The organism is Limosilactobacillus pontis DSM 8475 (genome assembly GCF_001435345.1).
Taxonomy (GTDB): Bacteria; Bacillota; Bacilli; order Lactobacillales; family Lactobacillaceae; genus Limosilactobacillus; species Limosilactobacillus pontis.
In genome coordinates, this window is sequence record NZ_AZGO01000060.1 from 56790 (window position 1) to 79238 (window position 22449).

A 22449-nucleotide genomic window follows, 5' to 3' on the forward strand; every position below is an offset into this window, starting at 1 on the left:
TTTACTCCTTTACCCGAATCGTGCCATCGGCGGCCCGCTGCACCTGCATGTCATGGATATTGATATAGTGGGCGTCAGTCACGAGGGTCTGCTGGACCCGCTTACTCTGCATGAAGGCGATGAATTCGGGTTGCCCGACTTGGCTTCTGCCGGGTGTACATGTGCTCGTAGGACCACAGGGGCCAGCGGTTAGTCGTGATGTTGTTGGTGGTGGGTGTCACTTTATCGATTGTCAACGGCTGGACCTGCTTATTGAGGTAGGCGGCAGATATGTATGAGATGGCGCCCGGGGTGTTAGCCACGATTGTTTTGACTGTCCCGTTGGAATCCTGTTCTTGAGCGTTGAGTGGTGGCCGGTTCTTTAAGACGACCTGCTCAAACGCCACCCGGGTACCGCTGCCGGCCGCCCGGTTGATCACCGTAATCGGACGATCTGGGCCCCCAACCTGTTGCCAGTTGGTGATCTCACCAGTGTAGATTTGCCGGAGCTGGGCCAGGGAGAGGTTCCTGATCCCCAGGTCGCGGTTGACGATGGAGACGATCCCAGAAACCGCGACGACGTGATCGCGGAGCCGGTGGGGATCAATCCCATCCTTTTGCTCGGCGAAGATGTCCGAGGCCCCAATGTTAACGGCATCGGCCTGGACCTGACTCAATCCAGTGCCGGAACCGCCGCCCTGAACGGTGATGCTTACCTGGGGATGGTCGGTGCGGTATTCCTTGCTGACAGCCTCGGTCAGCGGCTGGAGGGCGGTAGAGCCAACCACCGTCACTTTGGCCAGCGGCGGCTGCTTCCTGGCAGTGGCCCAACCGATCCCCAGGCTACCGATGACCAATATTAAGGCCACAAGGGTGATAATTCTCTTCATCTCTGCTACTCCCTTAGTTGTTTTCACTGTTTTCATTCATATGATACAAATAGAGAATATCAAGGCGATGTAAATATTTGATCTGCTTATTGTAAAGGTTGTGTAAACCTGGGAGGAATATATGACGAACCATTTCTTGCTAATGGGTCAGGATCCCGATCTGATTCACCAGCTCGACCAGCTTGGCAAGCAGGCCCACTGGTCATTTGATCAGGTCACCACCCCGACCGGCCTGGTGGTGGCCTTAGAGAACCACCAGCCTACCGGGATCTGGTGGGAACTTTCCGCGACCGACCTGGATACCACGATTGCGACGATGACCCTGGTCCGCCACCAGGTCCACGGACCGATCACCGTCTTTACTCCCAAACTGACGGAGCGGATCCAGCGAAAACTCTACCGGGCCCGGGTTGATGACATCGTCGCCTTTCCATTAACTGCGGCGGTCCTACGTGCCCAGCTCGAACAGCGCCAGTGGCTCTACCAGCACGCCCAATTTAAGGCCGCGGTCACGCCAAGCAAGCAGCCCTCACGGCAACTGATTACCATTGGTCGGTGGCGGCTGGACCGGCAAAACTATACCGTGACTAAGGACGGCGCCCGTGTCGACCTGCCCCCTAAGGAGTTCCAGCTCCTTTCCTACCTAATTGACCACCACGATCAGGTTCTCAGTCGTGATCAGCTGGTCGCTGGGGTCTGGGGGTACGATATGCTGAACACCTCGCGGATCGTCGACATCCACATCAGTCACCTTCGCGACAAACTGGAGGATGATCCCCATCACCCGGCCCACCTGCTAACGGTCCGAGGATTTGGGTATAAAATCGTGAAGTAATGCAAATGGCCGCTAACGTTCGATTGGTTCAGAACGCCAGCGGCCATTTATTTAGATACGAAAAAAGCACCCGCCGAAACGAGTGCTTGAGGATGGGCAGTCAGGGGATCGAACCCTGGACCCACGGATTAAGAGTCCGTTGCTCTGCCAGCTGAGCTAACTGCCCATAACCTCTTAACAAGGTACTTAATTAATCTACCACCGTCCGCTGTAGCTGTCAACCAGAATTTGCCAAAAAATGATAAAAAGTCCAGCTGTGCTATAATGGGGGCACGGTTACTAAGTTTAGGTTAAGTAAAACAATCACCCATGGAGGGGATTTTGAAATGGCAAAGAAGATACTAGTCGTTGACGACGAGAAACCAATTTCAGATATCATCAAATTCAATCTTGAAAAGGAAGGCTACGAGGTCGTGACCGCCTACGATGGTGAGGAGGCCCTGGAGAAGGTCGAAAGCGAAAGCCCCGACCTGATCATCCTGGACTTGATGCTGCCGAAGATCGACGGTCTGGAAGTGGCTAAGCGGGTTCGGGCCAAGCATACGATGCCGATCATCATGGTGACGGCCAAGGACTCCGAGCTCGACAAGGTCTTAGGACTCGAATTGGGGGCGGATGATTACGTCACCAAGCCGTTCTCCAACCGGGAACTGGTCGCCCGGGTCAAGGCCAACCTGCGGCGGCAGGCAACCCTGAAGGCCCCAGCTGAGGAGGGGAAGAACACCGATATCAAGGTCGGTGATCTGACGATCCACCCCGAGGCCTACACGGTTACCAAGCGGGAGGAGAACATCAACCTGACCCACCGGGAGTTTGAACTGCTCCACTACCTAGCCCAGCACATCGGTCAGGTCATCAACCGGGAGCACCTCCTGCAGACCGTCTGGGGCTATGACTACTTTGGCGATGTTCGGACTGTTGACGTGACGGTCCGGCGTCTCCGGGAAAAGATCGAAGACAACCCGAGCCACCCGCAATGGCTGATCACGCGGCGTGGGGTCGGTTACTATTTAGCAAATCCTGATCAGAATTAGAGGCTGAACAGTTGTGAACAGCAAGTTAAAATTTTACCAGTCGATTCGTTTTAAAATCGCCCTCGTATTTGCGTTGATGCTGATGCTGACGTTAGAATGCGTCGGGGCGGTTTTTGTGCGTCAATTGGAGCATCAAAACCTGAACACCTTCAAGCAGTCGATTGAATTGCCGTCCTACGTTGACAACTCCCTGAGCGAGCAACTGGCCCGGTCCAACACCAGGAAGGCCAACCATCAGATCCGGCAGATCCTGTCCGAGGTCAATAACAATAACATCTCAGAGATCCGGGTGATTGACAACAAGGGAATCATCCGGGGGACCAGCGATTCCGACAACCGGGGCACGGTCGGCCAGAAGACCACCGACCAGATTGTCAAGGCGACCCTGCTGAACAACCGATCGCACTCGGAGAACGTCTATGATAACGGAAACCACAACCGCTACTACGTCAATGTGATTCCCGTGGTCGATAACAGTAACAACAACGTCATCGGGGCGGTTTACCTGCGGGCCAGCCTGGAGTCGGTCTACGCCAGCATCAATAGTATTACCCTGATCTACCTCTCGGCGGCCCTAGTCACCATCGCAATCGGCCTCTTCCTGGCAATCCTTATTTCCCAGGAAATAACCCGGCCGATCGAGGAGATGCGAAAGCAGACGTTGCGGATTGCCCGGGGAGACTTCTCCGGTCAGGTCCGGGTGATGGGAAACGACGAACTCGGTCAGCTGGCCGGGGCCGTCAACAACCTCTCCGTACGGGTGGAGGAGGCCCAGGCGTCGACGGATTCTGAGCGGCGTCGACTGGACAGCGTCCTCTCTCACATGTCTGACGGGGTGCTGGCGACTGACCGTCGTGGTAACGTGACGATCGTCAACAACATGGCCCTCCAGCTGCTGGGTGTTGATCATGAGGATGACCTGATTGGTAAATCGATCATTGACGTCCTCGATATCCGCCATGACTACACGGTCCGGCAGTTGGTCAATGCCGACCAGCGTGAGATGATCATTGATATGTCCAACGATGGTAATAACCTGATCCTAAACGCCTACTTCTCACCGATTCAGCGGGAATCCGGCTTCGTCAGTGGGCTTGTCTGTGTCTTGCATGACGTGACGAGTCAACAGAAGGAGGAGCGGGAGCGGAAGCAGTTCGTCTCCAACGTCTCCCATGAGCTCCGGACGCCGCTGACCAGTGTTCATAGCTACGTTGAGGCCTTAAGCGACGGGGCCTGGCAGGATAAAGAGGTGGCGCCGAAGTTTCTAAACGTCATTCAGGGCGAGACGGACCGGATGATCAGGATGATCAACGACTTACTGAGCCTGTCACGGATGGACGCCGGAACGACCAAGCTCAACCCGGAGTACGTCAATATCAAGGAACTGCTCAACTACATCCTGAACCGGTTCGACATGATCATTAAGAACGAGGAATCTGATTCTAGTAAGAAGAAGTATAAGATCGAGCGCCACTTCACCAAAAAGGACCTCTGGGTGGAGATTGATACCGACAAGTTCACCCAGGTGATCGATAACATCATGAATAACGCGATCAAGTATTCGCCGGATGGGGGGATCATCACGGTTCGCCTGCTGGAGACCCACAACCACGTCATCATGAGCATCTCTGACCAGGGCCTGGGGATTCCGCGTAAGGACCTCGGCCGGATCTTCGACCGTTTCTTCCGGGTTGACAAGGCCCGGAGTCGGAAGCAGGGTGGGACCGGCCTGGGCCTCGCCATTTCCAAAGAGGTCATCAACATGCTGGGTGGCCAGATCTGGGTTGACAGTGTCGAAGGCCACGGCTCGACATTCTATATCTCATTGCCGTACGTACCATATGAAGAGGAGGATGACTGGGATGATCAAGAAGCTGAAAAGTAATTGGCTGACGATTGCCCTAACCCTAGTGGTCCTAGTCAGCTTTATCCTGTCGGGAATCATCTGGACCAACCCCTTTCAATATGAGCGACCCCACCGGGAGAACAGCACCAGCTCGTCCCAGCAGTTCACCACCCAGTCGATGGGGGATGTCTACCTGCCGACGACCATCGTGCGGACCGGTAAGGATGGTCAACAAAACCTTCTTTACAGCCAGCGCGCCAACCTGATCAACGACGTCCAGCGGAACCTGTGTGACTGGAAGCTTGGCCGGACCAGCGAAGTCAAGACCAATAACTGTGACGTCTACCTGAGCTACCTGCGCAACCGCCATTCGTTGATGCTTAGCTACCCAGATAACGTCACGGGGGAAGTTTTTAATGAGACCTTCGACCAGTCGATCGATACTAACCGGGTCAAGGGGATCAACCACATCGTGATTCCGCTCAACGGGACCCACGAGATCTACCTGCTACGTGACTATCACTATGAGGTCTACCGGGTTCAGGTCAATAAGGGCGATTTCGCTAAGCTCCCCAAGATCGGGCGCCATGTCCGGCCGATCCCAGTTGACCATAAGATCATCAAGGGCAACGCCATGATGGTGTACCCGCACGGCTTTACCCTCCCAAAGCTGGCGTACCAGGTCAGCGATCAGCGGATCAACAACCTCAGCACCAACCTGCTGAGCACCAACCGCCATACCAGCGTGACCTCTCATGAGGATAGCGACAAGACGGTCTATACGGACGGTACCAACCGGCATCTGATTTACGACCATACCAACGGCACGGTTGATTACGAGAACGATATTGGTAATTCTAATGTGGTGGCCACGGGCCAACTCTACGCGCACTTCTACAACATCCTGGTGAAGACGGGGATGCCCCTGGATAACATTCGTTTTGACCAGGCCAAGGATCATAACCGGACTTTCATCTACCGGACCTATGTCGAGGGCTTCCCGATCATCAACACGGACGGCTATGGCGGGGCCAAGCTCCAAGCAAGTCAAAGTGGGGTTGAGCGTTACTGGATGAGCCTCTACACGGTTCAGGTCCCGCTGCCGCTCAGCGGTGACCAGGATGTCAAGCTGCCATCAACCACCAGCGTTCTCAATGAATTGCACGCCAGCAACCAATTTAAAGACATTACCGATCTGCGGGTTGGCTACCTCTGGAAGGGCAACTCTCAGGACAGTAAGGTGGTTAAGCTTGTGCCAACCTACTTTGTAAAGTATCACCACCGCTGGGTTGATTACACGGAGTTGCTGAAGTAAGGAGGGAAGTCAAAAAATGAATTTCAAACGAATCCAATGGATCTTCTTATTTGCCTTCCTCCTCTTTGACCTGATTGTTGCCGGAAGCCTCTTCCTGCAGAACCGGTTCACGATCACCAGCAATGCGCCTAACCGCCAGGAGGTCATCCTAAAGGAGATGCGCGCCGATGAGATCACCAGTGTTCCCCTGTCTAACCATGCCCAGAGCGGCTACTACATTGCCGGGACGCGGTCGGGGAAAAACGGTGAGCTGGGGCAGCAGGCCGACAAGTTGCGGGACCAAAGTTACCACTTTAACACCGATGAACTGGCCAGTGACCTCGAGACCGGGGTCAAGGTCGACCCCAAGCACCCGGACAAGCGACTGAATCGCCTGGTCAACGACGACCATTCGATCGCCCTGGGGAGTCATTACAAGTACGACGCTCAGCTGTCCGACCGGCGCACGGTCGTCTACACCCAACAACTGGCGGACCGGGACTTGAAGTCACCCGATGGTCAGATCCGTTTTCGGGTCAACAGCAATCATGAGGTTCTCGGCTATACCCAAACCTACCTAGCAGGGGCCCGGATCCTACGGCCTAAGGCGGACACGATCAGTCAGCGGCACGCGGTGACCTGGTTGTACAAGCACAACTTGATCCCTAATAACTCCCAGGTCAGGTGGGCGGAGTTAGCGTACACCAAGCTTCTTAACACCAGCAGCCACAATCAGGCGGTCTACGTACCGACCTGGATCATCGAGGTGCGGACCAAGAATGACGACACGGTTCAGCAGCTGCGGGTCAACGCCTTCAACAGTACGATTATGCGGAGTACGCCCAGTAGCGTTAACACAAGTTCATTAGGAAAATAAGGAGAGCATTCTGACGTGAGTGAAAAAGACTTTTTGCGATACAGTATTCTAGCCAGTGGGAGCACGGGCAACGTGACCTATCTGGAGACTGCCCACCACCGGATCCTGATTGATGCCGGGTTGAGTGGTAAGCGGATCGAGAATCTGATGACCAAGATCGACCGGTCACTGAAGGACGTTGAGGCGATCTTCGTGACCCATGAACACAGTGACCACAGCCATGGGGTCGGGGTCCTGGCCCGGCGCTACGGGATGGACGTCTACGCCAACGCGGGGACCTGGCAGGCGATGGCCAAGCGGGTTGGTAAGATTCCCCTGGACCAGAAACACGTGCTGGCGCCGAACCACGTGGCCGACCTGGGCGACATGGAAATCGAGAGCTTTGCGGTGTCACATGATGCGGCAGAACCCCAGTTTTATCAGGTCCACCATGATAATAAGACCTTTTGCATTCTGACCGACACCGGCTACGTCTCGGACCGGGTGGCCGGAACCATCAGAAACGCCGACGCTTATCTGATGGAGTGCAATCACGATACGGAGATGCTGCGGATGGGGCCCTATTCCTGGCCGCTTAAGCAGCGAATCTTGGGGGATACCGGTCACCTCTCCAACGAGGAGGGGGCCAATGCGTTGATGGACGTCATCGGGCCGCGAACCAAGGAGATTTTCCTCGGCCACCGCAGCCAGCACAATAACATGCGCTCCCTGGCCCACCTGACCGTCGCCAGCATGATGGAGCAACACGACTTTGGGGTCGACCATGACTTTAAGCTGGCTGATGCTGAGCCTTCAACACCGAGTCAACTACTAACGTTATAAAGTGTCTGGAAAATTAAGGATTACTTCATCAATTCTTCATAATTAATCGGTATGGTGAAGAAAAATGATACGGAGGGATAGTAATGAATAATGATAACCAACGATCACCAAGACGGACTAACCGCTTCTGGGCCAAAGTTGCTGGGATCGGCCTGGTTGCCGGATTGATTGGGGGTGGCGTTGCCTTCAGCGTTGGTAATGCCGTTCAGCACCATGAAGAGGTCGCCAGTACCCGGGTACCGAGTGGCTCCAATAAGTCGGGTGGTACCCAGGTCAACAAGAATAAGGCTGACCTGAACGGGAAAGCTACCAAGGCCTACGATTCCGTCCAGGGGGCGGTCGTCAGTGTCATCAATAAGCAGAAGGTCCAGCAGGGAAACGGCACCCTGGGGATCTTTGGCCTCTATTCCAATGGTGGCAATTCGTCAAACTCCAGTAACAGTGGCAAGCTGCAGACTGCTAGTGAGGGGTCTGGGGTAATCTATAAGAAGGATGGCAAGACTGCCTATATCGTCACCAATAACCACGTGGTCAAGGGATCCAACGCCCTGCAGGTGATTTTGAGCAACGGTAAGAAGGTTGATGCCGACCTGGTTGGGACGGATGCGGCGACCGACCTAGCTGTTCTGAAGATTAATGCCGCCAACGTCACCACCGTGGCCCAGTTCGGGAACTCCAACTCGATTGCGGCTGGGCAGGACGTTCTGGCCATTGGATCGCCAATGGGCAGTGAGTACGCTAACACCGTCACCAAGGGGATCGTTTCCGCCAAGAACCGGACCCTGAAGGCAGGAACCGATGGCACCCTGACCTCGGTCATCCAGACAGACGCCGCCATCAATTCTAGGAACTCTGGTGGTCCGCTGATCAACATGGCCGGCCAGGTAATTGGGATCAATTCGATGAAGCTCTCCTCTGATAACGAGGGGTCCTCGATTGAGGGGATGGGTTTTGCGATCCCAAGTAATGAGGTTGTTTCGATCATCAACCAGCTGATCAAGAACGGTAAGATCGAACGGCCAGCCCTGGGCATCGGGATGGTTGACCTGAGCAACGTCACCACCGACCAGCAGCAGTCGGTCCTCAAGCTGCCAAGCAGCGTCAGCAAGGGAGTTGTCATCATGCAGGTCGCTGATGGCTCCGCCGCTGCTAACGCGGGTCTCAAGCAGTACGACGTGATTACCCAGCTGGGTAACACCAAGGTGACGAACACCAATACCCTGAAGGCGGCCCTCTACAAGTACAAGGTCGGTGACAGTGCCAAGATCACCTACTACCGGAATGGTAAGCAACAGACCAGCACCGTCCACTTGACTAAGGTCGCCAGCGATAATAATAGTCAATCTACCCAGCAGGATGACGGTCAATAAGCACAAAAGGATTGCGCACAATCGGTCGCAATCCTTTTTTCATGCTAAAATTCAACTAATGACTAAAAACAGGGGGATTTAAGAATGAATAATCGTAACTTCAAGTACCCGGACACCCGGGCCTATAACTTCGTGGTCAATCGTCTTCAGGAACGTGGCGTTGAGCTGGAGGACCTGGTCGATGTGATCTACCAGACCCAGAAGGATTTTGCACCCGCCTTAACGATGGATCGCTGCCGGGAGTATTTGACCGATGCCATGCACAAGCGGGAGCTCCTGAATAACGCCATGGTGATGTTGGAACTCGACCGGCTGACCGAGGCTGGGGAGGTGGCCGAGCCGCTCTCCAGCATCATCAAGAATGACGTCGGTGTCTTTGGCGTCGATGAGACCCTGGCCCTACAGATCGCTAACATCTACGGGACGATTGGGACGACTAACTTTGGCTACTTCGACCGGGTGAAGAAGGGGATCATGGCTAAGTTTGACCAGGATGACCGCCACGTCAACACCTTTATTGATGATCTGCTGGCGGCAATCGTCGCTGCGGCCTGTGGGAAGATCGCCCATAAGTACGCTTAAAAAGAGTGATTTGGTAAATAGCCGAACAATTTGTTGAATGAATGACGTAAAAGTTTATTAAGCCACGGTTAGTTGCGTAATTTGCACATTCCGTGGTATTTTAGGCCGAAAATTAATAGCCAGATGAGATAAAAATGAGTTGTGGATAAATCCGTGGAAAAGTCTGGGTGTGATCTTTATAAATTCTTAATTCCTGAAATGACGGCATTTGCGGCGGTTGAAAAGTTATCCACAGGGAACGGTGACTGGTGTTGATAAGTGGATGTTCATGGAAATGTAGACGCTGAATTCCTTGCTGCACTTGGTTTTGTGGTGGCATAGACCGAACAGCCGTTTTTGTGGATAACTGTGGATAAGTATTTGCGGCGAAAGGGCTTTACTGGTTAAAAATGGGCCGAACATTCGGGAGATCCGAAAATTGACTTATGCACCTGTGGATAAGTGTGTGGATAATTTGTGGAAAGCGGTGGAAAATTGTGAATATTAAGATTATTGGTGTTGGGAAGCTGAAGGAAAAGTACTTTAAAGCCGGAATCGCCGAGTATGCCAAGCGACTGGGTCGGTTTTGTAAGTTCCAGATCGTCGAGGTGCCGGATGAGAAAGCGCCGGAATCCTTGAGTCAAGCCGAGATGGACGAGGTGATGGCCAAGGAAGGGGAACGGATCCTGGCAAAGATCAAGGATCGTGAGTATGTCTACGCCCTGGCAATCAAGGGAAAAGAACGCAGCTCGGAGGAGCTTGCCAAGGAGATCAACCGGCTGACCACTTACGGCCACAGTGACATTACCTTCGTCATCGGTGGCTCCCTGGGGCTGAGTCCGGAGGTGTTAAAGCGGGCTGACACCCAGATTTCCTTCGGTCGTTTCACCCTGCCTCACCAGCTGATGCGGCTGGTCCTAACTGAACAGGTCTACCGGGCATTTACGATTATTAATGGCCTGCCCTACCATAAATGATTAAGGAATCATAAGGGAACGTAAAATCTATTTAATAGTTGTTTCCAGAGCTATTCCCGGTTCATCCGGCCTGGTAGAATGGGACCAGATTATTTAAACAGGGAGTTGATATCTTACTTCAATGGACACCGACAGCTTGAAACGACTGTTATTATTCTGCCTGGTGGTGGCCGGATTATTGATCTGCGCGTACCGGGCCCAGGCGGCCGAACATGAGCTGGCCATGCCAGATTCGCTAGTGATCACTGCCTTTGAGGCAACCCAGCCGACGGAAAAGCGGCCAGAATCCCGGCAGCGTAAGCCCCAGTTTCGGGCCCGCCTGCTTCGTCACTGGTGGCAGCCACGGATCATGGCGGCTACCCCGTCCCGGCGACCGACAATTACGAGGATTATCTAACGTACCGGCTAGCATATCGCTGGCCCTTTTTAGCAGGACTAACTAAAATAAAGTTAGTTAAGAATTTGAGGAGGTCCTCGGAAATGAAAAAAGTCGCAATTATTATCGGTAGTGTCCGCCCCAACCGGCGGAGCAGCCAGGTGGCCGCGTGGTTAAAGGTCCAGCTGCAGCAGAGTAGCCGGGTGCAATTTGACGTGGTTGACTTGAAGAAGGTGGACTTGCCGATGATGGATGAACCGAAGCTTCCATTTACCGGCCTGTACACCCACGCCAAGACCCGGGCGTGGAGTGACCTGGTCAGCCAGTATGACGGCTTCGTTTTTGTTTTTCCGCAGTACAACTGGGGTTACCCGGCCGTCCTGAAGAATGCCCTCGACTACCTGGGCAAGGAATGGCAGGGGAAGCCGGTCAGCCTAGTAACCTTCGGCGGGCACGGCGGCAGTCAGGCCCAGCTGGCGATGCGCTTAGTCGTCGCCGGATTGAAGATGACCCAGATGGCGGTCAACTTGCAGATCAGCTTGATGCCGGGTGATTCTAGCGCCACTGCTGATCGGCTCCTCCATACCCACGATTGGGAGGCCGGCCTGCTTCGTCAAGAGTTTGAACACCGGCTCGGTTAATTGTGTAATGTTCAACGATCACCAGAAAGTGGTGGCCGTTTTTTTGTGGGCCGTATTACGAGAAAACGCTAAATGATGGTAAAGGTGAAACAATTGTTAGAAATTGTTCATTATTACACATAAATGGCTATTTTTCCTTGAAATCGTCGAAAATCTATGCAATTATGGAAACGTATTCAAATGCCATGAGGAGGCTATTATATTATGAATAGACAATTTGATTTCTTAATGCCAAGCGTTAACTTCTTTGGCCCTGGCGTTATCGCCAAGATCGGTGACCGTGCCAAGATGTTGCATATGCACAAGCCACTGGTCGTTACCCAAGAAAGCTTGGAAAAGATCGAAAATGGCCCCGTTGTTCAAACTATTGATTCCCTGAAGAAGGCTGGCGTTGACTACGCCATCTTCATCGGTGTTGAACCAAACCCAAAGATTCGTAACATCAAGGCTGGTAAGAAGATGTACGAAGAAGAGCACTGTGACTCCATCATCACCGTTGGTGGGGGCTCTGCTCACGACTGTGGTAAGGGAATCGGGATCATTCTGACCAACGGTGACGACATCACCAAGCTGGCCGGGATCGAAACCCTGGACAACCCGCTGCCACCTCTGATGGCTGTTAACACGACTGCCGGGACTGGTTCTGAATTGACCCGTCACGCGGTTATCACCAACGAGGAAGACCACCTGAAGTTTGTGGTTGTTTCTTGGCGTAACATTCCATTGGTATCCTTCAACGATCCAATGCTGATGCTCGGTGTTCCACAATCAGTTACGGCTGCTACCGGTTGTGACGCCTTCGTTCAGGCCATCGAACCATACGTTTCCGTTGACCACAACCCAATCACGGACAGTCAATGTAAGGAAGCAATCCAGCTGATCCAAGAAGCATTGCCAGAAGCCGTTGCCAACGGCCAAAACGTCGAGGCTCGGACCAAGATGGTTGAAGCTGAAATGCTGGCCGGGATGGCCTTCAACAACGCCAACCTGGGTTACGTTCACGCCATGGCTCACCAACTTGGTGGTCAATACGACGCCCCACACGGTGTTTGCTGTGCATTGCTGCTGACTACGGTTGAAGAGTACAACCTGATCGCTTGCCCAGACCGGTTCGCTCAACTGGCTGAAATTATGGGCTACGACACCACTGGTCTGACTACCATGCAAGCCGCTCAAAAGTCCATCGACGGGATGCGTGAGATGTGCAAGGCTGTTGGTATCCCAGCATCCATCAAGGAAATCGGTGCTAAGCCAGAAGACTTCCCGTTGATGGCTGAAAATGCTCTCAAGGATGGGAACGCCTTCTCCAACCCTCGTAAGGGTACTAAGCAAGAAATCATCGACCTTTACCAAAAGGCTTATGATGGCATCTACTAACTAGTTAGCTTGTGTGGGCACTAATTAATTAAGTACGAAAAAACACCCGCAGGTGAAAATCTCACCTGTAGGTGTTTTTGTGTTCATTTATCTGATGCCTAGTGTGCCGATTGTTTCGCCGTGTTCACTGAGGTCGAGACCCTTAGCTTCCGCATTTTCCGAAACCCGGATGGTCATGAACATCCCCAGAACCTTGATGATGATGGTGCTGAAGGCAAAGGCAATCACGATGGTAACTGCCGTGGCCAGCAGCTGAATGCTAAAAAGGTGCCAGCCACCGCCGACGAGCAGGCCGTCACTGACCACCTGTGGGTTGATGTGGTGGGAGGCAAACAGGCCAGTAGCGATGCTTCCCCAGATCCCGCTGATCCCGTGACAGCCAAACGCGTCCAGGGTATCGTCGAGAGGGTGAAGGTAGGGCTTGATGGCGGTGATGAAATAGAAACTGCAGACCGTCGCGATAATACCAATCCAGAGGGCGGCATTGATCGAGACGTAGCCGGCAGCCGGGGTGATGGCGACCAGGCCGCAGAGGGCGCCCGTGCAGGTACCAACCAGGGTAGTGTGTTTGGTCTGCCAGGACTCGAGCAGCTGCCAAGCAACCATGGACGCTGCGGTAGCCACGGTGGTCGTCAGCATTGCCTGGACGGCAACATCGTCAATGGCCAGTGCTGACCCGGCGTTGAAACCGTACCAACCGATCCAGAGAATCGCCGTGCCCAGGAGGACCCATGATCGGTTGGCGGGCTCATCGTTCAGGTCGTGGCGGGGGCCCACCCAGAGGGATAGCGCCAGGGCGGTGACCCCAGCGTTAATGTGAACAACTGTCCCCCCGGCAAAGTCGAGAGCCCCGAGTTTGCATAGGATTCCACCACCCCAGACCAGGTGGACAAGTGGATAGTAGACAAGGATTGACCAGCAAATGATGAACCAGGTCAGAAATTTGAAGCGGACCCGGCCGACGATCGCCCCGACAAACAGGGCCGGGGTGATGATGGCAAACATCATTTGGAAGAGCGCGTAGATACCGAGGGGAATCTTGGTGGCCGTCAGTTGGTCGAGTGGGACGTGGTTGAACATCACCACCCTGAGATTGCCGACGAGCCCGGCAACGTTGCCACTGAAGGAGAGGGAGTAGCCGACTGCCACCCAGAGAATGATGGCCAGACCACAGATATAGAAGACCGACAGGAGGGTGTTGACCGTATTGCGGCGTGCCACCATCCCGCCGTAGAAAAAGGCAAGTCCTGGAGTCATGAAGAAGACCAGGACGCTAGCAACCATGACAAATAATGTGTTGACCGTACTCATAATTATTCATCTCCTCATTAATTTTTAATTTAATGACGTATAATATACATGAGGAATGATTAAATATCAATATGAAAGATTTAATGGTGTTAATCCTAACGAAATAACTAGGGCCGACAAACATAAATAAAGCCAGATAATCCATTTGATTAAGAAAAGAAAGATCGTGCAGTAAAAAACAAGTCTCAAGGGGATTGAATCCTTGAGACTCGTTTCTTTATATCTTATTCCTTAACGAAGCCGTCCGGAACGAACTTGGTTCCGAAGGCCAGGGTGTTTTCGACCGGACATTTACGAGCGACATCAGCTAAGAATTGCTTGATATCCTCGTCAGATTCATCGCTGCGAACGTGCGGTTGGTAGCGGATTTCGGTGAACTTGTAGCGGTTGTCATCCGCGGTCACGTCTTCCCGGCCCAGGTCACCCTCGACTTCGATCCAGAAGGCGCTGAGATCGAAGTTACGCTTACGGGCCAGTTCTGTGGCAGTGATGGCCTGGCAGGCCCCAAATGAGGCAAGCAGGATCTCCACCGGGTTCATCCCCGTGTTGGTGCTGCCGGGCTCGTCAAAGGTCACCTCAAAGCCGCGGGTCCCCGCGGAGACCTGCATCCCCGTTGACGTCTTTGTTGCTTTGACTTTATAAGTGCTCATGTGGAAACGCTCCCTTGCTTTTTCCCTAGTGTACTTGAGGGCGACAGGGGCGTCAATTTTATTGCCTAGGCTGTGACGGTGTGTGGGGATTCCTTACCGTCTAGGATCAATAGGACGTTGTTGAGGGCGAAGTCAACCATGTTCTTGACCGCCAGGTTGGTGAAGAAGGCGATGTGGGGAGTCAGGATGACGTTGTCCAGGTCGTGGAGCTCCTGGATCTGTGGTTCGTCCGCCAGTCCCTTCTCACTGCGGTCGGTCTGGAAAACCGGGCCCTCACCCTCAACCGTGTCGAGGGCGGCCGCGGCGATCGTCCCGTCCTTCAAGGCCGCGATCAGGTCGGCGGTGTTGACGACCGGCCCCCGGCTGGCGTTGACCAGGCCGGCCGTTGGCTTCATCATGGCAAAGCCCTTGGCGGTCAGCAGGCCCTCTGAGGTCGGGTTGAGGTCGACGTGGAGACTGACCACGTCGGCGCACTTGAGGAGGTCCTCCTTGCTGGTGTATTCCACGATGTCCTTCATCTCGTCACGGGGATTGGTATCGAAGCCGAGGACGGTGGCGCCCAGGGCGTTGAGGAGCTTAGCGAGGGTGCCCCCGATCCGGCCGACCCCGATGATCCCAATGGTGGCGGTGTGGATCTCGAGGGCCTGCTCGTCACTGAACCAGCGGTAGTCGTTATTGGCAACCTGGTGGTCAAAACGGTAGGACTTACGCAGGAGTCGGAAGATTTGCATCAGGGCGTGCTCGGCAACACTGCGAGGTGAGTAGGCTGGGACGTTGGTGACCACCAGGCCGTTCTCCTTGGCCGCCTGCAGGTCGACCATGTCAAAGCCGGCCGTCCGGGTCGCAATCTGCTTGATCCCGTTGGCCTTCAGCTTGGCGTAGACGTTGGGGGCCATCTTGCTGCGCTGCTGGATCACTAGCCCGTCCACGTCGGCGGTTAGGTCAACGGCGTCATCGATCAACTTGGGGCTGGTAACGATCTCGACATTGTGTTTCTTGGCAAACTCCTGGATGGCGGGCTGCTCGTCGTCTCGAACGCTGGTCATTAAAATCTTGGTCATGCTTAGTCCTCCTCTACAAAGTGCTTGATGCGTTCCACGGCAGCCTTGATGTTATCAAGGCTGGTGGCGTAACTAATCCGCAGGTGGCCTTGACCGCCGGCACCGAAGTAGGAGCCGGGGATGACGGCGACCTTGCCATTTTGGGCCAGGTCGGTGGCAAACTTGACGTCATCTTCACCGAACTTGGCCGGCAGCTTGGCGAAGATGTAGAAGGCGCCGTTAGGGGTGGTGATTTCAAAGCCGAGCTTGCGGAGGGCGGCGACGAGGAAGTCCCGCCGCTTTTGGTAGGCGGCCTTCATCTTTTGGGTAGCCTGCTTGCCCTCGTCCGTGGCAAAGGCGGCCGTGGCGGCGGCCATCGCCGGATCGGAAGCCGCGGTGACCATCATGGCGTGGGTGGCGCTAACTGGACCCATCAGTTCCTTTGGGCCGGTGATGAAGCCGATTCGGTAGCCGGTCATGGCGTGGGACTTGGAGGCCCCATTCAGGACGAGAGTCTGGCCGGGGATGAACTCGGCAATTGAGGTGTGCTGGTCGTTGTAGACCAGCTCGGCGTAAATTTCATCCGCGATGACGATCAGGTTGGTATCCTTGACCGCTCCGGCTAAGGCCTTGACCTGGTCACGGGTGTAGGTGACACCGGTCGGGTTGGATGGGTAGTTTAAGACCAGCGCCTTGGCGTGTGGGTGGTCGGCCAGGGCCTGCTTGAGTCGTACCGGGGTCAGGACAAAGCCGTCGTCACAGGTGTTGATCTCGACTGGGCTGCTACCGAGCAGGGTGGTGATGGCACCGTACAGGGGGAAGGTCGGCGTGGCGATCAGGACCTCATCGCCGGGGTTGGTGACTGTGGCTAGGGAGGCGTAGATCCCTTCGGTGGCCCCGATGGTAACGGCGATCTCACTAGCCGGATCGTAGTTTAGTCCGTAGCGGTCCGCCATGAAGTGGGCGATGGCTTTGCGCAATGCGGCCGTTCCGTTCCCGGGGGCGTAGTGGGAGTCGTTGTCCTTGATACTATTAATGGCGGCTTCCTTCATGGCGTCGGGAACGTTGAAGTCGGGTTCACCCAGGGTCAGCTTGATGATGCCGGGAATTGCACTAGCCTGGTAGTCGAATTCACGGATACCGACCGGTTTGAGGCGGGCGAAGTTCTTGTTGAGATTGTTCATAATGGCGGGCTTAACAGTTGGCATAAAGATCATCCTCCTTAGATGAAAAAGGGCCCCGACACTGAAATGCTTCAGTATCCGGACCCTTCATCAGATTGGAATGAGTATATAAAGAAGGTTTCCGGATACTTGGGGCTTATCCGGAAAGCACAATGACAAAATCACTGCTGGCTAGCGGACAAGTTGTCGCTAAACCAGAAGTCATACGCTTGCTTCAGTTGGTGCAGCGCGTTATTCATCATTGGCTCCTCCTTTTGATTAACTGATTATGGCTTATTTTAATTACTTTTTAATAAAAGTCAATAGTTAGATTAGAAAAAGATTAAAATAAATCTATAGATTGGGTAAAACCGCCAGCTGGCACGGTCCTCCTAATGGTGGACTCTAGCCAAAAATAAGTAAAAATTAATTCACATTTTTCGTATATCACGCTTGTGCTATAACACAAATGTGGTATAATAATTGTGAAGGAAGTGAATAGCGATGCGGATCGATATTAAACACTATCTGGAGGTTAACAACTTAACCATTTACCAGGTGTCGAAGCGCTCCGGCTATGGCTACACGACTTTACACAAATCTTTTAACAAACCACAGTCAAGTTCCACATCGCTGAATTTGCGTGACCTTGACGCATTGGCGCGTGCCCAGCACAAGGCAATGTGGCAGGTCCTTCGCGAACTTGAAACGCACTATCTGGAGCGGGACAGTGGCGAGTCGTTGCAGCCAAAGGGCGTTAAACCTTTAATTTATGACTACAAATTTTGAAAATCAAACAGATAGGGAGGTACTGCATAATGGCTCAAAATCCAATGGATCCATTTAACAGCGATATGAATGACATCTTCAACCAATTAATGGGTGGCGTGAACGGTTACAACTCTGAGAACCGTCGCTACATGATTAATGGTCGTGAAGTTACACCAGAAGAGTTTGCTCAATACCGGCAGACAGGTCAATTACCTGGTGGTGCAGCACCACAAGCTGGCCAGCCAGGTCAACAGCCAAACGAAGGTAAGGAGAGTATTATCCATAAACTCGGCCGGAACTTGACTGAAGAAGCCCGGCAAGGTGAGCTTGACCCCGTAATCGGCCGGAACAAGGAAATTCAAGAAACTGCCGAAATCTTAAGCCGGCGGACCAAGAACAACCCAGTGCTGGTTGGTGACGCCGGGGTTGGTAAGACGGCTGTTGTCGAAGGATTGGCTCAAGCCATCGTTCACGGCGACGTTCCGGCACCAATTAAGGATAAGGAAATCATCAGTATTGACATCTCCGGCCTGGAAGCTGGTACCCAATACCGGGGCAGCTTCGAAGAAAACATGCAAAAGCTGATCGATGAAGTCAAGAAGGCGGGGAACATCATCCTCTTCTTCGATGAAATTCACCAGATCATCGGTGCCGGCTCCACCGGTTCCGACAGCGGCTCCAAGGGCATGGCTGATATCATCAAGCCAGCCCTGTCCCGTGGTGAAATCACGGTGATTGGTGCCACGACCCAAGATGAATACCGGAACACCATCATGAAGGATGCTGCCCTGGCCCGGCGGTTTAACCCAGTTACGGTTAACGCCCCAAGCAAGGCCGATACGGTTGCCATCTTGAAGGGGATCCGGGACTTGTACGAACGTCACCACAACGTCAAATTGCCTGACGACGTTCTCCAGGCAGCGGTCGATTACTCCGTTCAATACATGCCACAACGGGCATTGCCTGACAAGGCTATTGACCTGATCGACATGACGGCCGCTCACCTGGCTGCTAAGCACCCAGCACACGATGCAAAGCAGATCGAAGCCGAAATCAAGAAGGAAGAAAAGAACCAAAAGGCTGCCGCTGCCAAGGAAGACTACAAGGCTGCCCAAGCTGCTAAGGACAAGATTGCTGACCTCAAGAAGCAGCTCAGCCAGAATTCCGAGGACGAAAAGGTTACGGCAACTCCAGAAGACATTGCTAATGCCGTTGAACAGATGACTGGCATCCCGGTATCCAAGATCGGGGCCAGCGATGTTGAACGTCTCAAGGACATGGACAAGCGCCTTGAAGGCAAGGTTATCGGCCAGGACGAAGCCGTTGAAGCTGTTGCTCGTGCCATCCGGCGTAACCGGGCTGGCTTTGACGAAGGTGATCAACCAATTGGCTCCTTCCTCTTCGTTGGTCCTACCGGGGTTGGTAAGACCGAGCTGGCTAAGCAATTAGCTCTCGACATGTTCGGCTCCAAGAACGACATCATTCGGTTGGACATGTCCGAATACTCAGACCGGACTGCCGTTTCCAAGCTGATTGGGACGACGGCTGGTTACGTTGGCTATGACGACAACAACAACACCCTGACAGAAAAGGTTCGTCGTCACCCATACTCCATCATTCTGCTTGATGAAATTGAAAAGGCCAACCCACAAGTTATCACCCTCTTGCTGCAAGTACTCGATGATGGTCGCTTGACTGACGGTCAAGGTAACACTATTGACTTCAAGAACACGGTCATCATCGCTACTTCCAATGCCGGTTACTCCAACGATGCACCAATCAAGCTGGGCGATGACGAGAACGAGGAAGACCTGATCAAGAAGTTGACCAATTACTTCCGTCCAGAATTCCTCAACCGGTTCAACGCTATTGTTGAATTCCACAGCCTGACTAAGGAAGACCTGCAAAAGATCGTTGACCTGATGCTAGCTGATGTCAACAAGACGCTGGCCAAGAAGGGTATGGACGTCAAGGTAACACCAACCGCTAAGAAGTTCCTGATTGACGAAGGTTACGACGAGGCCATGGGTGCTCGTCCACTCCGTCGGGTCATCGAACGTGAGATCCGTGACAAGGTCACTGATTACTACCTTGATCACCTCGATGCTAAGCACTTAGTTGCTGAGATGAAGGATGGCAAGTTGGTAATCGTGGATGCCAAGGATGCTGCCAAGGACGACAGTAAGGAATACACGGCCAAGGATGACCAGGCTGACAGCAAGGACGAAAAAGAAGATAAGTAATTCAGCGGGGCCCACTGCCCGCTGCTATTAAACATGAAGACCCGTCCGGGAGCAATCCCGAGCGGGTCTTTTATGCGTCTATTGATTATGGTGGAGCAAGGGCTTCATGAAATCGTTGCTGACGTGGCCTAGCTTGGCCCGCGGCTGGCTAAGGTTGAGTTCGAAGGCGAGGCGGTGGGGGTCGAGCTGGTCGTCGACTTCGATTTTACCGCGCTGGATGAAACCACAGCTCTTGGCCAACCCCTGCATGGCGTCGTTAACAGGGTGGGTGTCCAGACGGAAGTTGACCAATCCCTTGGCTATCCCCAGGGTTAAGAGGTTTGCGATCAGAAACTGCCCGAGGTGCTGGCCCCGGAAACGGTCACTGATGGCGACCCGGTGGAAGGTGGCGTAGGGCTGACCCGGCTGGGCCCACTGCCCGTTGCTGATGTGCTGGTAGGTCGGTTCGGGGGTCAGCTGCATGGCCGCGTACCCGGCAATTTGCCGGTTGAACATGAGAACCCAGCCAATTTCCCGGGAAATATCCTCAGTGATCATGGTGGCGTTGGGGTGGCCATCTTGCCACTGGGGACTGCCGGCCCGCTTCATGGTAGCCTTGGCCTCGTCGATGATCTTCATGATGGCATCCCGGTCGGCCAACTGGGCCTGACGGAGGTAGATTTGTGACATGGTAGGTACTTCCTTCTGCTTAAATTTGTGCATATCATAACACAAATTCGCATATTTGCCGCTACTCGATTGTGGGGCCGTGCGTTAAAATGGTGATAATGACTTTTTAAGGAGGTGTGCCGATGGCATTAACGTGGACAATCATTCGATGGTTTCTGCTGACAATCGTCTTGATCAATGAGGTGGCGGCGATCTACACGGTCTTCCGTGAGAAACGCGACATCGCAGCAACCTGGGCCTGGTTGTTGGTTCTGACCCTGATCCCGGTCATCGGCTTCATCATCTATGCCTTCCTCGGCCGGAAGCTGCCCCACCGGCGGTTGAACCTGATGAAGACTCAGACCCAGCTCCGGATCCAGGAGGCCATCGACCGGCAGAAGCGACAATTCATCAACATGCCCAAACCTCGGCACACTACCACCCAGATCTATCGACGGACGGTGATGCTCTTCCAGAGCCTTGACGACTCCTTTCTCAGCCAGCACAACCAGGTGACAATCTACACGACCGGTCAGGAACTTTTCGCCCGGATGTTTGACGAGATCGCTGCCGCCAAGGAGAGCATCCACATCGAGTTCTACACGATCTACAACGACCAGATCGGTAACCGGCTTCGGACCCTCTTAGAGCGTAAGGCGGCCGAGGGGGTCGAGGTCCGGGTCCTTTACGATTCCTGGGGTTCGATGGGCGTTCGGCAGAGTTTCTACGACGGGCTACGGGAGCGTGGTGGGTACGCTACCCAGTTTCTGTTGACCCATAACAACCTCTTTGACTTCCGGCTGAACTACCGTGACCACCGGAAGATCGTCGTCATCGACGGTAAGGTTGGCTACGTCGGCGGCTTCAACATCGGTGACCAGTACCTGGGACGATTGCCAAAGTTTGGCCCCTGGCGTGATACCCACCTGCGGGTTGTTGGTGGGGGCGTCTATGGCCTCCAGCGACGGTTCATCGGTGACTGGAACGCCTCCGTACGGTCTGAGGAGAAGCTGGCTCACTACCGGCAGTACTTCCCGGAGATCAAGGTTAAGCACGGCAGTACCGCTCTTCAGATGGTCTCCAGCGGTCCGGAATCCGAGCAGGAGAAGATCAAGCTGGGCTACCTGCGGCTGATCAACGCCGCCCAGGACCACATCTGGATCCAGACCCCCTACTTAATTCCCGACGACAGTGTCCTGGACGCCTTGCGGGTGGCCGCTCACTCGGGAATTGACGTCCGGATCATGATCCCGTGCAAGCCGGACCACCCCTTTGTCTACCGGGCAACCGAGTACTACGCCCACGCTCTCACCAGTGAGGGAGTTACCATCTACACCTACCAGCGGGGCTTCCTGCACGCCAAGACAATGATGATTGACGGTAAGATGGCCTCGGTCGGTTCGGCCAACCTCGATTTCCGCAGTTTCAAGTTGAACTTCGAGATTAACGCCTTCATTTACGACAGTGACACTACCGACCTGTTGGAGCAGATCTTCGTCAATGACATTCGAAACAGCCGGGTGAAGACGGCTGCATCCTTTGACCAGCAGTCTCACTGGCTGCACTTCAAGCAGCGCTTTTCCCGTCTGCTTTCCCCAATCTTGTAATAAGAGGCTGGGAAATAAGCTTCTCGGCGCCCTGTACGGCTAGCCTAGAGCGGAGGTTGACGCTGGAGGCGTTGGCCTTCATTCGTAGTCAAATAGACTTGCTGCGCTGCGCTAGACGCTAAGGGCGCGCTTACGAC

Annotated in this window: 20 protein-coding genes, 1 tRNA gene and 1 pseudogene; 15 read left to right on the plus strand and 7 right to left on the minus strand. The window is 53.9% G+C overall.

Annotated features, from left to right (window positions below; translation table 11 throughout):
- Position 1: 1 nt before the first annotated feature.
- A pseudogene (locus FD34_RS06215) lies at positions 2-869 on the minus strand (phosphate ABC transporter substrate-binding protein).
- 121 nt (positions 870-990) lie between these two features.
- On the opposite strand from FD34_RS06215, the gene FD34_RS06220 reads away from it, so the two are divergent.
- Complete coding sequence (locus tag FD34_RS06220; protein WP_057807816.1) at positions 991-1704, plus strand: winged helix-turn-helix transcriptional regulator; 714 nt, start codon at positions 991-993, stop codon at positions 1702-1704.
- A 93-nt stretch (positions 1705-1797) separates the two neighbouring features.
- On the opposite strand, the gene FD34_RS06225 is transcribed toward FD34_RS06220, so the two are convergent.
- Positions 1798-1870, minus strand: a tRNA-Lys gene (locus tag FD34_RS06225).
- A gap of 160 nt (positions 1871-2030) precedes the next feature.
- Between FD34_RS06225 and yycF the strand changes: the two genes are divergently transcribed.
- From yycF to FD34_RS06280, 11 genes are all read left to right on the plus strand, one after another.
- Positions 2031-2738 (plus strand): response regulator YycF, encoded by a 708-nt coding sequence (yycF, locus tag FD34_RS06230; protein WP_057807818.1) that lies wholly within the window; start codon positions 2031-2033, stop codon positions 2736-2738.
- A gap of 13 nt (positions 2739-2751) precedes the next feature.
- The gene (gene walK / locus FD34_RS06235; RefSeq protein WP_057807820.1) at positions 2752-4623 is read left to right on the plus strand and encodes a cell wall metabolism sensor histidine kinase WalK; all 1872 of its coding nucleotides are present in this window, start codon (positions 2752-2754) and stop codon (positions 4621-4623) included.
- Positions 4601-5899 carry a YycH family regulatory protein gene (locus FD34_RS06240; RefSeq protein WP_057807822.1) on the plus strand — a complete coding sequence of 433 codons (1299 nt, stop codon included), beginning with the start codon at positions 4601-4603 and terminating at the stop codon, positions 5897-5899. Before walK ends, FD34_RS06240 begins: the two co-directional genes overlap by 23 nt.
- Positions 5900-5915: 16 nt before the next feature.
- Positions 5916-6755 (plus strand): two-component system regulatory protein YycI, encoded by an 840-nt coding sequence (locus tag FD34_RS06245; RefSeq protein WP_057807824.1) that lies wholly within the window; start codon positions 5916-5918, stop codon positions 6753-6755.
- A gap of 15 nt (positions 6756-6770) precedes the next feature.
- Entirely contained in the window at positions 6771-7577 is an 807-nt protein-coding gene (locus FD34_RS06250) for an MBL fold metallo-hydrolase (RefSeq protein ID WP_057807826.1), read from the plus strand.
- An 83-nt stretch (positions 7578-7660) separates the two neighbouring features.
- The gene (locus FD34_RS06255) at positions 7661-8947 is read left to right on the plus strand and encodes a S1C family serine protease (RefSeq protein ID WP_057807828.1); all 1287 of its coding nucleotides are present in this window, start codon (positions 7661-7663) and stop codon (positions 8945-8947) included.
- Between the two features lie 84 nt (positions 8948-9031).
- Positions 9032-9529 carry a phosphatidylglycerophosphatase A family protein gene (locus FD34_RS06260; RefSeq protein WP_057807831.1) on the plus strand — a complete coding sequence of 166 codons (498 nt, stop codon included), beginning with the start codon at positions 9032-9034 and terminating at the stop codon, positions 9527-9529.
- Positions 9530-10005: 476 nt separating this feature from the next.
- Positions 10006-10485: a 23S rRNA (pseudouridine(1915)-N(3))-methyltransferase RlmH gene (gene rlmH / locus FD34_RS06265; RefSeq protein ID WP_057807833.1), complete on the plus strand. Its 480-nt coding sequence runs from the start codon at positions 10006-10008 to the stop codon at positions 10483-10485.
- Between the two features lie 121 nt (positions 10486-10606).
- On the plus strand, positions 10607-10882 hold the full coding sequence (locus FD34_RS06270) for a hypothetical protein (protein WP_057807835.1): 276 nt from the start codon (positions 10607-10609) through the stop codon (positions 10880-10882).
- 83 nt (positions 10883-10965) lie between these two features.
- On the plus strand, positions 10966-11502 hold the full coding sequence (locus FD34_RS06275) for an NADPH-dependent FMN reductase (RefSeq protein ID WP_057807837.1): 537 nt from the start codon (positions 10966-10968) through the stop codon (positions 11500-11502).
- A gap of 204 nt (positions 11503-11706) precedes the next feature.
- Positions 11707-12879, plus strand: a complete 1173-nt coding sequence (locus FD34_RS06280; protein WP_057807838.1) for an iron-containing alcohol dehydrogenase — start codon at positions 11707-11709, stop codon at positions 12877-12879.
- Between the two features lie 87 nt (positions 12880-12966).
- Here FD34_RS06280 and FD34_RS06285 read toward each other — a convergent pair whose 3' ends face one another.
- The 4 genes from FD34_RS06285 to FD34_RS06300 form a co-directional block, all read right to left on the minus strand.
- Entirely contained in the window at positions 12967-14190 is a 1224-nt protein-coding gene (locus tag FD34_RS06285) for an ammonium transporter (RefSeq protein WP_057807840.1), read from the minus strand.
- Between the two features lie 224 nt (positions 14191-14414).
- Entirely contained in the window at positions 14415-14840 is a 426-nt protein-coding gene (locus FD34_RS06290; RefSeq protein WP_057807842.1) for an OsmC family protein, read from the minus strand.
- Positions 14841-14905: 65 nt separating this feature from the next.
- The gene (locus FD34_RS06295; RefSeq protein WP_057807845.1) at positions 14906-15901 is read right to left on the minus strand and encodes a D-2-hydroxyacid dehydrogenase; all 996 of its coding nucleotides are present in this window, start codon (positions 15899-15901) and stop codon (positions 14906-14908) included.
- 2 nt (positions 15902-15903) lie between these two features.
- Positions 15904-17088: an aminotransferase class I/II-fold pyridoxal phosphate-dependent enzyme gene (locus FD34_RS06300; protein WP_057807848.1), complete on the minus strand. Its 1185-nt coding sequence runs from the start codon at positions 17086-17088 to the stop codon at positions 15904-15906.
- Positions 17089-17547: 459 nt separating this feature from the next.
- On the opposite strand from FD34_RS06300, the gene FD34_RS06305 reads away from it, so the two are divergent.
- Together FD34_RS06305 and FD34_RS06310 are read left to right on the plus strand one after the other, a co-directional pair.
- Positions 17548-17832 carry a hypothetical protein gene (locus tag FD34_RS06305; protein ID WP_057807850.1) on the plus strand — a complete coding sequence of 95 codons (285 nt, stop codon included), beginning with the start codon at positions 17548-17550 and terminating at the stop codon, positions 17830-17832.
- A gap of 29 nt (positions 17833-17861) precedes the next feature.
- Positions 17862-20057 carry an ATP-dependent Clp protease ATP-binding subunit gene (locus tag FD34_RS06310; protein WP_057807852.1) on the plus strand — a complete coding sequence of 732 codons (2196 nt, stop codon included), beginning with the start codon at positions 17862-17864 and terminating at the stop codon, positions 20055-20057.
- A gap of 78 nt (positions 20058-20135) precedes the next feature.
- Here FD34_RS06310 and FD34_RS06315 read toward each other — a convergent pair whose 3' ends face one another.
- On the minus strand, positions 20136-20726 hold the full coding sequence (locus FD34_RS06315; RefSeq protein WP_057807854.1) for a GNAT family N-acetyltransferase: 591 nt from the start codon (positions 20724-20726) through the stop codon (positions 20136-20138).
- A gap of 122 nt (positions 20727-20848) precedes the next feature.
- Between FD34_RS06315 and cls the strand changes: the two genes are divergently transcribed.
- Positions 20849-22312, plus strand: coding sequence for a cardiolipin synthase (gene cls / locus FD34_RS06320; protein WP_057807856.1), 1464 nt, complete (start codon positions 20849-20851; stop codon positions 22310-22312).
- Positions 22313-22449: the final 137 nt, after the last annotated feature.